The following is a 12,968-nucleotide window of genomic DNA, read 5'->3' on the forward strand; positions in this document are numbered from 1 at the left end:
TGGATAGACAATTTATTTAATTGCCTATCCATTTGCTATTATGGTTTCGGATAATCTTCATTTTCTTCGTTGTCTTCGTCATCTCGTTTAATTTCGGATAAAAGACTTTCGATCTTGCTTCCATAATTCAAGGATTCATCGAATTTAAAGAAGATGTCCGGTGTTTTACGCATGCGAATACGTTTTCCAATCTCAGTCCTGATAAAACCAGTAGCTTTAGCAAGACTGCGTAAAGTCTGTTCTTTTTGTTCGCTGTCGCCAAAAACAGAAACGTATACAGTCGCTTGCTGCAGGTCACCAGTTACATCAACCGCCGTAACAGTTACAAAACCAACGCGGGGGTCTTTAAGTTTCCGGCCAATTATATCAGTTAGCTCTTTTTTCATCTGTTCCCCAACACGGTTGGAACGGATTGTGCCCATAATTTATACACCCCGTTTCTTGCCACTTGCCTTATAGCCACTCCACTTTAGAATCGGTTACTTCCAATTCGGTAATAGATGTAATCATTGCAAGTGCTCTTTGCAATTCTTTTTCTGCTATTATTTTGTCCGAAGAAACGGTTACCATACTTATCTCTGCCCGCTGCCATAAATCCTGAAATCCTGTTTCAGATACAGCAAGATTAAAGCGCTGCCGAAGTCTGTTAACCGCTTTTTGAACAACTGAACGCTTATCTTTTAACGACTGTGCTTCATATATAAAAAACTCAACCGTTAATAATCCGATCATTTTACTTTAATTTCTTCCATAATATAAGCTTCAATGATATCGCCTTCTTTAATATCATTGAACTTTTCAAGAGTAATACCACATTCGTATCCAGCTGAAACTTCTTTAGCATCATCTTTGAAACGTTTAAGTGCATCAATTTTGCCTTCATACGAAACAACACCATCACGGATCAAACGCACTGTTGAATCTCTTGTGATTTTACCTTCAGTAACATAACAACCGGCGATCGTACCAACTTTAGATACTTTAAAAGTTGTTCTTACTTCAACCTGACCGATAACTTTTTCTTCGAATTCAGGATCAAGCATACCTTTCATCGCTGATTCGATCTCTTCTATAACGTTATAGATGATGCGGTGAAGACGTACATCAACCTTCTCAGCGTCTGCAGTACGTTTAGCACCTGCATCCGGGCGAACGTTAAATCCGATCACGATTGCATTTGAAGCAGAAGCAAGCATGATATCATACTCGTTGATCGCTCCAACACCTGAGTGAATGATTTTAACTTTAACACCTTCAACATCAATCTTTTGAAGAGAACCTGCAAGTGCTTCTACAGAACCTTGCACATCACCTTTAATGATAACGTTGATATCTTTGATCTCACCTTCTTTAATCTGATTAAAGAGGTCATCCAGGTTAAGCTTAGAAGATTCTTTACGCTGAGCATCCTGTTGTTTCTTGAAACGGGATTCTCCAACTTGGCGAGCTTTTTTCTCATCAGCAAATACCATGAACGGATCTCCGGCTTGTGGAACATCATTTAATCCCGTAATTTCAACAGGGGTAGAAGGTCCAACAGATTTAACACGGCGACCAAGGTCATTCACCATCGCACGAACACGGCCGTACGTATGTCCAACTACGATAGGATCTCCTACATTTAATGTACCTGACTGAACTAGAAGCGTTGCAACAGAACCACGCCCTTTGTCAAGCTGTGCTTCAATTACAGTTCCAGCAGCAGTACGATTAGGATTTGCTTTTAATTCTTCAACTTCTGAAACAAGGTTGATCATTTCAAGAAGGTCATCAATTCCGTCACCTTTTATAGCAGAAACGTTAACGAAGATTGTATCTCCGCCCCATGCTTCAGAAACTAGTCCATGTTCAGTAAGTTCCTGCATAACACGATCTGGATTAGCAGCTTCTTTATCCATTTTGTTAACAGCAACGATAATCGGTACTTCAGCCGCTTTTGCATGGTTGATCGCTTCAACTGTCTGTGGCATTACACCATCATCAGCAGCTACAACAAGAATTGTAATATCCGTTACTTGAGCACCGCGTGCACGCATAGTCGTAAACGCAGCATGTCCTGGTGTATCAAGGAATGTAATTTGTTTTCCGTTGTTTGTAATCTGGTATGCACCGATGTGCTGAGTGATACCACCAGCTTCTCCTGCGGTTACTTTCGTGTTTCGAATAGCATCAAGAAGCGTTGTTTTACCATGGTCAACGTGTCCCATGATCGTTACAACCGGCGGACGTACTTGCATATCTTTTTCATCGTCGACGACTTCATAATTTTCAAATTCCGTTTCATCAACGATAATCTCTTCTTCCACTTCAACATCATAGTCAGCGGCGATTAGTTCAATCGCTTCTTTATCAAGCTCTTGATTGATCGTTGCCATGATGCCAAGACCCATAAGCTTTTTGATGATTTCAGAAGTATCTTTGTTTAACTTTTTCGCAAGTTCACCTACTTGAAGAGTGTCGGTAAAGGTGATTTTGCTTGGAGTCTCAAGAACCTTCTTTTGAGGAGCTTGCTGCTGGTTGCCTCCGCCTCTGTTTTGCTTGTTTCTGTTCTGGTTCTTGTTGTTATTGTTTCGGTTATTGTTGTTTCTGTTATTATTCTGGTTTCTGTTATTGCTGTTTTTTGAATTGTTATTCTTTGAAGCATTTTGGTTAGTTGAATTACCTGGCTTCGCCCCTTGAGTTTGCGGGCTTTTCGATTGTGATGAGTTACGATTATCGGTCTCTTTTTTAATTTTCATATTACTCTCTTTTTGAACTTCCTTTTTATTAGATTTGGTGTCGTTACCAGAGTTGTTTCTATTCTTATCTGTTTTAGGGAGTTGATTCTGATTTTTTGGTTTTGCAGGCTGATCTTTTTGAGCTTTTGAACTATAAGCTTCATCGAGCTTTGTTAAAGCAGCCTGATCGATCATAGACATATGATTCGCTACATGAACATCCATCGTTTTTAGCTTCTCGATAATGTCTTTACTTTGAACATTTTTCTGTTTCGCATATTCGTATACGCGTATTTTACTCATATGTTCACCCCCGTGTTAGTGATCAAGAAGTTCCTTTAAACGCTTTGAAAACCCTTGATCATTGACAGCAACTACAACTCGTTGCTCTTTTCCGATTGCTTTGCCTAAAACATTTCGATCTTCTATCCAAAAATAATCGACTTTATAGAAAAGACACTTATCTGTAACCTTTTTCTTTGTGTTCTCAGAAGCATCTTTAGACAATAAAACGATTTTTGCGTTCTGTTTTTGTATGCTTTTTACTACGAGCTCTTCACCAGAAATAACTTTCCCAGCCCGAGCAGCTATTCCAAGGAAATTTTCCCACCGGCTATTTTTCAAGATGTATGACTTCCTTTTTCAAGCTGTTCGTATAGTTCAGCCGGAATTTTCGACTTCAAGTGTGTCTCTAGAATCTTTTTCTTTTTTGCTTGTTCAACACAAACAAGTTCATGACAAAGATAAGCTCCTCTTCCGGATTTTTTTCCGGTCGAGTCGACAGAGACTTCCCCTTCAGGTGAGCGGACAATACGTGTTAATTCTTTTTTCGCCTTCATCTCTTGACAGGCTACGCATTTTCTCATTGGAATCTTGCGGGTTTTCATTGTCTCCACCTCGTCTTCTCTTACTCTTCATCCTCGTCAGAGTCGTTATAGAATGAATCATTTGCTGAATTGGCAGGATCATAGACACCTGATTCTACTGCTTCTGATTCACTTTTAATATCAATCTTCCAACCTGTTAACTTGGCAGCAAGACGTGCATTCTGGCCACGCTTTCCGATAGCAAGTGACAGCTGATAATCAGGTACGATCACCGTCGTCATCTTATCTTCTTCGTTCACTTGTACTTCAAGAACTTTTGCAGGACTTAAAGAGTTTGCGACGTAAACGACAGGATCTTCACTCCATCGGACAATATCAATCTTCTCGCCGTTTAGTTCGTTAACGATTGTTTGTACTCGCGCACCTTTTTGACCAACACACGAACCTACTGGGTCAACTTCTGGATCTGCTGCATGTACAGCGATCTTTGAACGGTCTCCTGCTTCTCGAGCTATAGACTTAATCTCAACTGTACCATCATAAATCTCAGGTACTTCAAGTTCGAACAATCGTTTTAAAAGTCCAGGGTGAGTACGTGAAACTAAAATTTGAGGCCCTTTAGTCGTTTTCTCAACTTTGGTGATATATACTTTAATGCGGTCATTCGTAGTGTGTGATTCACCAGGCATCTGCTCTGCTGCAGGCAATAATGCTTCAACACGGCCAAGACTTACATACATATAACGATGGTCCTGACGTTGTACGATACCTGTAATGATATCTTCTTCACGATCGATGAACTCAGAGAAAATGATTCCACGTTCAGCTTCGCGTACACGCTGTGTAACAACTTGTTTAGCGGTTTGTGCAGCAATACGTCCAAAATCCTTTGGAGTTACTTCCTCTTCTACAATATCATCGATCTCATAACCAGGGTTGATCGCTTGTGCTTCAGCAACTGAAATCTCCTGACGATCGTCTTCTACCTCAGCGACCACGTTTTTTCTAGAAAACACACGGATACTGCCTGAATCTCTGTTAAAATCCACACGAACATTTTGCGCTTGATGAAAATTGCGTTTATACGCTGAAATAAGGGCTGCTTCAATCGCTTCAATAATTACTTCTTTGCTGATCCCTTTTTCTTTTTCCAATAATGTAAGTGCATCCAAAAGCTCGGTACTCATTTTTTTACTCCCCTCTTCATTAAAAAACAACCGCAAGACGGGCGTTTGCCACTTTTTTATATGGCAACTCTACCTTCTTGACTTGGGTTTTCACTTTAATCTCCATAAACAGCGTTTCACCGTCAAAGTCTTTTAAAAGTCCTTCATATACTTTTTCACCATTAATAGGCTCATAAAGTTTTATGTTTACATTTTTGCCAATAGCATTTTTAACATCTTCTGGTTTTTTTAGCGGTCTTTCCACTCCTGGAGAAGATACTTCTAAAAAGTAGGGCTGTTCAATCGGATCAAGTTCATCTAATTTTTCACTTAACTGTTCACTGACCGTTCCGCATTCCTCGATATCAACACCGCCGGTTGAGTCGATATAAACACGGAGGAACCAGTTTTTACCCTCTTTAACAAATTCAACGTCAACAAGTTCAAGTCCTAGTTTTTCAACGATTGGGGTTACAAGCTCAGTCGTGAGCTCTGTAATCTTCTGACTCATTGCTGCCCTCCTTCTGGCTGAATGACCTTAAAACGTAACGAAAGAGTGGGGAGCCCCACTCTTTCGCCGACAGTTATTCATTCAACAGTATTTCCAAAAATACTATACCATAACCAATAAAATACTGCAACTTTCTTCCTGCTTAAACCCTTGTGTTAGAAGAGAGAAAGCTGGTTTGCGTCAGGCAGTCCTTCGAGACATCCCTGATCATCTAAATACTCAATTATTGTCTTTGATAATTTTGCACGCTGCTGAAGATCCTCTTTTGAAAGGAACTCCCCATCTTCTCTTGCTTTTACAATATTTAGAGCAGCGTTTGTTCCAAGTCCAGCAATGGAATTGAAAGGCGGAATCAGTGTATCCCCTTCTACTAGAAAATCAGTAGCACTCGAACGATACAAGTCTATCTTTTGGAATGAAAGACCTCTTTCGCACATCTCAAGTGCAAGTTCCAGTACGGTCTGCAAGTTCTTTTCTTTCGTGGAAGCATCAAGACCTTTTGCCGAGATCTCTTCAATTTTGGCACGAAGAGCTTTTGAACCGCGAATCATGGATTCAACGTCAAAGTCATCCGCTCTTACCGTAAAGTATGCCGCATAGAACCAGATTGGATAATGCACTTTAAAATATGCGATCCGGACAGCCATTAAAACGTAAGCTGCAGCATGGGCTTTCGGGAACATATATTTGATCTTCAGACATGAACCGATATACCAATCAGGCACATCGTTGTTTTTCATTTCTTCGATCCAGTCATCTGGAAGACCTTTACCTTTACGAACGCTCTCCATAATTTTAAATGCAAGCGATGGCTCCAGTCCTTTGTAGATCAGATAGACCATGATGTCATCACGGCAGCCGATAACGTCTTTTAAGACACATGTGCCATTTGCGATAAGTTCGTTTGCATTATTCAGCCAAACATCTGTACCGTGTGATAATCCAGAGATCTGTACGAGTTCCGAGAAAGTGCTTGGTTTTGTTTCTTCTAACATCTGTCTTACAAACTTAGTACCAAATTCGGGTATTCCCAATGTCCCTGTTTTGCACATGATCTGTTCGTCGGTTACCCCGAGTACTTCTGGACCAGAGAAGATTTTCATAACTTCCGGGTCGGACGCAGGTATTGTTTTAGGATCAATTCCGCTTAAATCTTGAAGCATTCTGATCACCGTCGGATCATCGTGTCCTAATATATCTAGTTTGAGCAAGTTATCATGGATAGAATGGAAATCAAAATGTGTTGTCTTCCATTCAGAAGAACTGTCATCCGCAGGGAACTGAACCGGACAAAAATCATAAATATCCATATAGTCAGGCACTACAATTATGCCGCCCGGATGCTGTCCTGTGGTTCTTTTTACTCCCGTGCACCCAGATACTAGACGATCTACCTCTGCCGATCGGATTGTGAGGTTATTGTCATTTGCATAGCCTTTTACATAGCCATAAGCTGTTTTTTCCGCAACCGTTCCAATCGTACCTGCACGGTATACATAGTCTACACCGAAAAGTTCTTTCGTATAATTATGTGCCCTAGGCTGATATTCGCCTGAAAAGTTTAAGTCGATATCTGGTACTTTATCTCCCTTAAAGCCAAGGAATGTTTCAAAGGGAATGTCCTGACCGTCTTTAATATATAGAACATTACATTTCGGACATTTTTTATCTGGCAGGTCGAACCCAGAACCGACTGATCCATCGTTGAAGAAATGCGACTCTTTGCAGCTTGGGCAAACATAGTGCGGCGGCAGAGGATTAACTTCTGTAATTTCTGTCATTGTAGCAACAAATGAAGATCCTACTGAACCACGTGATCCTACTAGATAACCGTCAATCAATGATTTTTTAACAAGCTTATGCGAGATCAAGTAGATAACTGCAAAACCATGACCGATGATGCTTGTAAGCTCTTTTTCAAGCCTCTTCTCTACTAGTTCAGGAAGGTTTTCTCCGTAGATGCTTCTCGCTCGGTTGTAACTCATTGACCGGACTTCTTCATCTGCACCCTCGATCTTCGGTGTATAGAGGTCATCTGGAATCGGTTTGATTTCAGCGATCGAATCCGCTATCTGCCTCGTATTATGACACACTACTTTTTCAGCAGTTTCTTCACCCAAAAATGAAAACAAATCCAGCATTTCATCTGTTGTTCTAAAGTGAACTTCAGGAAGTGTCTGTCTGTTGAGCGGGTTGGCACCACCTTGAGAGGAAATTAAGATCTTCCTGTATATCGCATCTTCCGGATTCAAATAATGGACATTACCTGTGGCAACAACCGGCTTATCCAATTTCTCACCAAGCTGTACAATATTTGAGAGAATCTCTCTAAGGTTCATCTCATCTGATACAAGCTCTCTTTCGATTAGATGATAATAATTGCTTGGCGGCTGAATTTCTAAGTAATCATAAAAGGAAGCAATCTTTTCTACTTCTTCTATCGGTTTTTGCATCATGCCCTCAAAAACTTCGCCTTTATCACATGCGGAACCCACCAATATCCCTTCACGAAGCTTACTTAAACGAGACCGCGGAATACGCGGAGTTCTGTAGAAATACGATAAATGAGATTCTGAAACTAGTTTATATAAGTTCTTCAATCCTTCTTGGGTAGCCGCGAGCAGCGTACAATGAAAAGGACGTGAACGCTGAAAACCGCCTTGACCCATATTATCGTTCAGCCTGTCATGATAAAAGATCTCTTTTTCAAACGTTTCTTTAAGAAGCTTCCATAAAAGATACCCCGTTGCTTCGGCATCATAGATGGCACGGTGATGCTGTGTCAGTTCAATATCAAACCGTTTACAAAGTGTGTTCAATCTATGATTCTTTAACTGTGGAAGCAAGAATCTGGCAAGTTCCAGTGTATCGATTACTGGGTTCTTTGCTTCTCCTATTCCAATCTTGCGCAAACCTTCATTCAGGAAGCCCATATCGAAGCTTGCATTATGCGCAACAAGGATATCATCCCCCATAAACGTATGAAAATCTCGAAGGACTTCTTCGATCTCAGGAGCATTCTCCACCATATCATCCGTGATGCCTGTTAATTCAATAGTAGTCTGAGACAAGGATTCATGCGGATTAGCAAAAGCTTCAAATCTGTCAACGATCTCTCCGCCTCTAATCTTAACTGCTGCTAGTTCTATAATTTTATTATAAACGGCTGAAAGACCCGTAGTTTCCACGTCAAAAACGACATATGTTTCCTCAGAAAGCTTTCTAGGTGCTTCATTGTAAGCAATCGGGACACCATCATCTACTAGATTCGCTTCGAGTCCGTACAAAATTTTGATATCGTTTTTCTTTCCTGCACTATATGCTTCCGGGAAAGACTGTACACCCGCATGATCAGTAATGGCGATTGCTGGATGTCCCCATTTCTTCGCTTGTCCTACGAGCGCAGATACGGAAGAGACTGCATCCATTTGACTCATCGGAGTATGCAAATGAAGTTCTACACGCTTTTTTTCTTCTTCAGCAAGATCTTTTCTAGTTTCCGGTTTTATCTCATTAATATCGTTTGCTATCATTACGAGATCTCTAACAAACGTATCATTTTGAATTCCTCCGCGAACTTTTAGCCACATTCCCTTCTGAATCCCCTGCAAGATCGGAATATCTTCTTTGTCACGTGAGAAAATCTTGATAAGTAGTGAATCTGTATAATCAGTAATTTTAAAAGTTAATAGTGTTCTGCCGCTGCGAAGTTCTCTTGTTTCAGAATGGAATACATACCCCTGAATCGTGATCTTTCGTTCTTCATCTTGTATCGTCTGAATCGGAACAGGTTCATCCTTGATCGAATAACCGATCATGATGTCAGTTCTAGCAGCTGGCGCATCAGCTCTTTTGGACGCCTTTTCTTTTTCTACTAGAGCTTCCATTATTTTATGTTCGTCTTCTTGTTTCTTTTGTTCAATAAACCTCTGATAATCTTCCTCGGAATGGTTAATTTCCGTTTTTAATAGTACTGAGTGAAACCCAAAAGTTTGGTACATCTCTTTTATGATTGGAGATAACTTTCGGTGTACAAGTGCCTCTTCTGCATCGTTTCTTACGGTTAGACATAAAAAATTACCTTCCGCTGAAGGCTCTTGTGTTGAAAGCATACTTCCTAGGCTCGGACCTGCTGTATTTACGAGCTGTTCTTTGCATAATGGCCAATAGGCTAGCAGTTCTTCAGACTGGAAGCTTTCTGAACATTGAATAGAAAAAGTAACTTTTGCAATATGCTCAAATGTTTGCTGTAAACTTGAACTGAACCACGCATAGCTGTTAGAAGATAAAGGGCGTTTTATTCCAATTAAAAAATGCCAGCTTCTATTCGCCTTATCAATGGTCAGTTTTTCAATCGTTCCACCTAAAAAGCCAGTTTTCATCTCGTCAGGAATTCCAAGTTGTTCTAAAAGAAGCGACAGACGTTCTTGTCTGATTTGCTGATCATTACCGCTCATAAGAACCTCCTTTTTTAAGGGGTTTATTTCAATAGGCTGCTTTAAAAAAATGGTCTTTAGCTGCTTCATTGACAAGTTGATTGGAGCGTAAGGTGCGAGACTCCTGGGGGATCAGTGGGACAGGTGAGACTCCTAACGGCGCAAAGCGCCGAGGAGGCTCACCGCACGCCCCCCGGAAAGCGAGTACCTGGAGCGGAAATCAACACTTTCTAAGACCAACAAAGTTTACAAAAACAGCCTTCATTTTTAAATAGGAAAGGCACCTCATAAAAGAGGCACCTGGATTTAATTAAACAAGTTTATCCCATTCACGCTTTAAGACACTCTTAAGTTCGGATACAGGAACTTCATAGGATTCACCGCTTTTGCGGATTTTCATTTCAACAATACCTTCGGCAGCCTTCTTGCCTACCATAACACGAATAGGTAGACCGATTAAATCACTGTCGGCAAATTTAACACCTGCCCGTTCAGGTCGATCATCATATAAACAATCGTATCCTTCACTTTTCAGTTGTTCATACAGTTCATCAGAAAGAGCAGCCTGTTCTGCATTCTTACTGTTTACTGCAATTAAATGAACATCGAATGGCGTTAGTGATAATGGCCAAATCAAGCCGTTTTCATCGTTATTTTCTTCTGCCACTGCAGCTAACGTTCTGGAAACTCCGATGCCATAGCAGCCCATTGACATAATTTGATTTTTTCCGTTTTCATCTAAGTAGGATGCTTTCATAGGCTCACTATATACTTTTCCAAGTTTGAATACATGACCTACTTCGATACCTTTTGCGAATACGATCTTACCTTTTCCATCTGGAGAAAGGTCTCCTTCAACTACAAAACGAAGGTCTGCTGTCTGATCGATCTTGAAGTCTCTTTCTGCGTTGACATTTACAAAGTGATAGCCTTCTTCATTAGCACCACTTACAGCATTAACCATAAGTGGTACAGCTTGATCAGCAATTACCTTTACATCTGAAACTGATACGGGACCGATTGAACCCGGTTTAGTGTTCAGCCACTTGACTGCGTCTTCTTCACTTGCCATAACTATTTCAGAAGCCAATAATTCATTTTTCAATTTGATTTCATTTACTTCATGATCACCTCGTACCAAGACAAGTACAGGCTCACCATCCGCCATGTAGAGAAGGGACTTAATGATTTTTGAAGCAGGAACATTTAAAAATACTGAAACATCTTCTATATTCTTTGCAGTCTGTGTTTCAACTTTTTCAATATCAAACGGACTTTCAGATGAACTGTCTTCCTTTAATACGACAGGAGCCATTTCGATGTTCGCAGCAAAATCCGACTCAGTAGAATAGGCGATTAAATCTTCTCCGATTTCAGACAAAACCATGAACTCATGATTATCTTTCCCGCCGATAGCACCTGAATCTGCTAATACGGCACGGAAGTTCAAACCGCAGCGGCTGAAAATAGCAGAATAAGCATCTTTCATTGTTTCATAAGTTTCATCCAGACTTTCTTGCTTATCATGAAAAGAATAAGCATCTTTCATGATAAACTCACGGCCGCGAAGCAGTCCGAAACGAGGACGCTTTTCGTCTCTGAATTTAGTTTGAATCTGATAAAGATTCAATGGAAGCTTTTTGTATGATTTAACCTCGTCACGAATAATGCTTGTAATTACTTCTTCATGCGTAGCTCCCAGTGCAAAGTCACGATCATGACGATCTTTTAATCTCATCAGTTCTGGTCCGTAGCTATACCATCTGCCGCTTTCCTGCCATAGTTCTGCTAGCTGAAGGGCCGGCATCATCATTTCCTGTGAACCGGCACGGTTCATTTCCTCACGTACAATGTTTTCTATTTTATGAAGCACTTTTTTCCCCAGAGGCAGAAATGAATAGATTCCTGCTGCATTTTGTCTGATAAACCCTGCTCGCAAAAGCAGCTGATGACTCTTTACATCTGCATCTGCTGGCACTTCTCTTAGTGTCGGCATAAACAACTGGCTTTGTCTCATTTTCTCTACTCCTCAAAAAATCCCAAATTAGCTCAGAAATATTTTTTGTATATCATTCCATGTTACGACTAACATCAACAGCATTAAGAAAGCGAATCCGATAAAATGGACCAACCCTTCTTTTTGAGGATCGATCGGCTTTCCTCTAAGTGCTTCAACACCTAGGAACAGAAGTCTTCCTCCGTCCAAAGCAGGCAAAGGCAGAAGATTAAAAATACCCAAGTTTATACTTAGTATAGCAGCCCATTGCAACAGCATATACACACCGGCTTTTGCGGCTTGATCCGTATACTCATAAATACCAAGCGGTCCAGACAACTGATCAATACCGTGCTGACCTGTAACTAGCTGTCCGATTCCTGTAAAGATCGCCGTAGTCATAAACCATGTTTGTTTCGCACCATATTCCAGTGAGCCAACAAATGAAGACTCAGTAAATGGGTGCGCTCCAATAAAGCCTTCATTCTTGTTGTCAGGTCCCTTTCTAGAACCTAAGGTTACCGGAACAACTTTTTCTTCTCCGCCACGATTAATGGTGAACATCAATTTTTCACCAGGGTTTTGCTGAATAACTGAAACAAGTTCTTTCCAGTCATCCATTTTTTCTCCTTGGATGGCTACAATTTTGTCTCCTTCAACTAACCCTGATTTATCTGCTGCAGCTCCCTCCTGAAGGGTTCCAAGTCTTGATTCGTTCGTAGGAATTCCTTGCATTAAAGAAAAGGCAACAAGGATAATGAACGCAAGTAAGAAGTTCATCGCAGGACCCGCAAAGATCGCAAGCGTTCTTTGCATAATTGTTTTAGAACCAAATTGACGATTATAAGGAGCAATCTGCATTTCTTGGTGATCTGCTACAAATAGAGCATCTTCTTTAACCTTGTAAGTAGCTGGTCCTGACTCTTCGTTCTCAAAACCGGTTAAGAATAACTCACGCTCTAAATCTGCTTTTTCGATCGTAATGGTCTTTTGTACCGGATATTTTTCACGGTGATTAACAATAATCTTTTCTACTTCATTTGCATTGTTAAAAATTAAACCAACTCTGTGACCTGCCTTTAATTCGATGCCTTCAGGGTCTTCGCCTGCCATTCGTACAAATCCTCCAAGAGGCAATAGACGAATCGTATAGACGGTTTCCCCTTTTTTAAAGGCAAACACTTTCGGGCCAAATCCTATTGCAAATTCCCGGCACAAAATACCAGCGCGTTTTGCCAGCAAAAGATGTCCTAGTTCATGAAAGAATATCAAAGCCCCTAAAATGATGATAATGGCTATCACAGTGTTCATTTCC

General features: G+C 40.6%; 10 protein-coding genes. All 10 read right to left on the reverse strand.

Going from position 1 to position 12,968, the window contains the following annotated elements:
* Positions 1–38: 38 nt before the first annotated feature.
* Positions 39–422 carry a 30S ribosome-binding factor RbfA gene (gene rbfA / locus EV282_RS09770; RefSeq protein ID WP_130295652.1) on the reverse strand — a complete coding sequence of 128 codons (384 nt, stop codon included), beginning with the start codon at positions 420–422 and terminating at the stop codon, positions 39–41.
* A 31-nt stretch (positions 423–453) separates the two neighbouring features.
* A complete protein-coding gene (locus tag EV282_RS09775) occupies positions 454–732 on the reverse strand; it encodes a DUF503 domain-containing protein (RefSeq protein ID WP_077361220.1) in 279 nt (92 codons plus the stop codon).
* The gene (infB, locus tag EV282_RS09780; protein WP_130295653.1) at positions 729–3,020 is read right to left on the reverse strand and encodes a translation initiation factor IF-2; all 2,292 of its coding nucleotides are present in this window, start codon (positions 3,018–3,020) and stop codon (positions 729–731) included. Before infB ends, EV282_RS09775 begins: the two co-directional genes overlap by 4 nt.
* Positions 3,021–3,035: 15 nt before the next feature.
* On the reverse strand, positions 3,036–3,341 hold the full coding sequence (locus tag EV282_RS09785; protein ID WP_130295654.1) for a YlxQ family RNA-binding protein: 306 nt from the start codon (positions 3,339–3,341) through the stop codon (positions 3,036–3,038).
* Positions 3,338–3,604, reverse strand: coding sequence for an RNase P modulator RnpM (rnpM, locus tag EV282_RS09790; protein WP_077361224.1), 267 nt, complete (start codon positions 3,602–3,604; stop codon positions 3,338–3,340). The genes EV282_RS09785 and rnpM overlap by 4 nt, the downstream gene beginning before the upstream one ends.
* A gap of 20 nt (positions 3,605–3,624) precedes the next feature.
* On the reverse strand, positions 3,625–4,731 hold the full coding sequence (gene nusA / locus EV282_RS09795; RefSeq protein WP_130295655.1) for a transcription termination factor NusA: 1,107 nt from the start codon (positions 4,729–4,731) through the stop codon (positions 3,625–3,627).
* Positions 4,732–4,750: 19 nt separating this feature from the next.
* Positions 4,751–5,221: a ribosome maturation factor RimP gene (gene rimP, locus EV282_RS09800; RefSeq protein ID WP_066289524.1), complete on the reverse strand. Its 471-nt coding sequence runs from the start codon at positions 5,219–5,221 to the stop codon at positions 4,751–4,753.
* Positions 5,222–5,376: 155 nt separating this feature from the next.
* Positions 5,377–9,678 carry a PolC-type DNA polymerase III gene (locus tag EV282_RS09805; RefSeq protein WP_130295656.1) on the reverse strand — a complete coding sequence of 1,434 codons (4,302 nt, stop codon included), beginning with the start codon at positions 9,676–9,678 and terminating at the stop codon, positions 5,377–5,379.
* A gap of 289 nt (positions 9,679–9,967) precedes the next feature.
* Positions 9,968–11,674, reverse strand: coding sequence for a proline--tRNA ligase (locus EV282_RS09810; protein ID WP_130295657.1), 1,707 nt, complete (start codon positions 11,672–11,674; stop codon positions 9,968–9,970).
* A gap of 27 nt (positions 11,675–11,701) precedes the next feature.
* Positions 11,702–12,964 (reverse strand): RIP metalloprotease RseP, encoded by a 1,263-nt coding sequence (gene rseP, locus EV282_RS09815; RefSeq protein WP_130295658.1) that lies wholly within the window; start codon positions 12,962–12,964, stop codon positions 11,702–11,704.
* Positions 12,965–12,968 lie beyond the last annotated feature (4 nt).

It is taken from the genome of Fictibacillus sp. BK138, assembly GCF_004216955.1.
In the GTDB taxonomy this organism is placed as follows: Bacteria; Bacillota; Bacilli; order Bacillales; family Fictibacillaceae; genus Fictibacillus.

Coding starts and splice junctions, on each gene's coding strand:
- EV282_RS09805 (WP_130295656.1), bottom strand. CDS start 9,678: ATGAGCGGTAATGATCAGCAAATCAGACAAGAACGTCTGTCGCTTCTT.
- rimP (WP_066289524.1), bottom strand. CDS start 5,221: ATGAGTCAGAAGATTACAGAGCTCACGACTGAGCTTGTAACCCCAATC.
- infB (WP_130295653.1), bottom strand. CDS start 3,020: ATGAGTAAAATACGCGTATACGAATATGCGAAACAGAAAAATGTTCAA.
- rbfA (WP_130295652.1), bottom strand. CDS start 422: ATGGGCACAATCCGTTCCAACCGTGTTGGGGAACAGATGAAAAAAGAG.
- EV282_RS09775 (WP_077361220.1), bottom strand. CDS start 732: ATGATCGGATTATTAACGGTTGAGTTTTTTATATATGAAGCACAGTCG.
- rseP (WP_130295658.1), bottom strand. CDS start 12,964: ATGAACACTGTGATAGCCATTATCATCATTTTAGGGGCTTTGATATTC.
- EV282_RS09810 (WP_130295657.1), bottom strand. CDS start 11,674: ATGAGACAAAGCCAGTTGTTTATGCCGACACTAAGAGAAGTGCCAGCA.
- nusA (WP_130295655.1), bottom strand. CDS start 4,731: ATGAGTACCGAGCTTTTGGATGCACTTACATTATTGGAAAAAGAAAAA.
- rnpM (WP_077361224.1), bottom strand. CDS start 3,604: ATGAAAACCCGCAAGATTCCAATGAGAAAATGCGTAGCCTGTCAAGAG.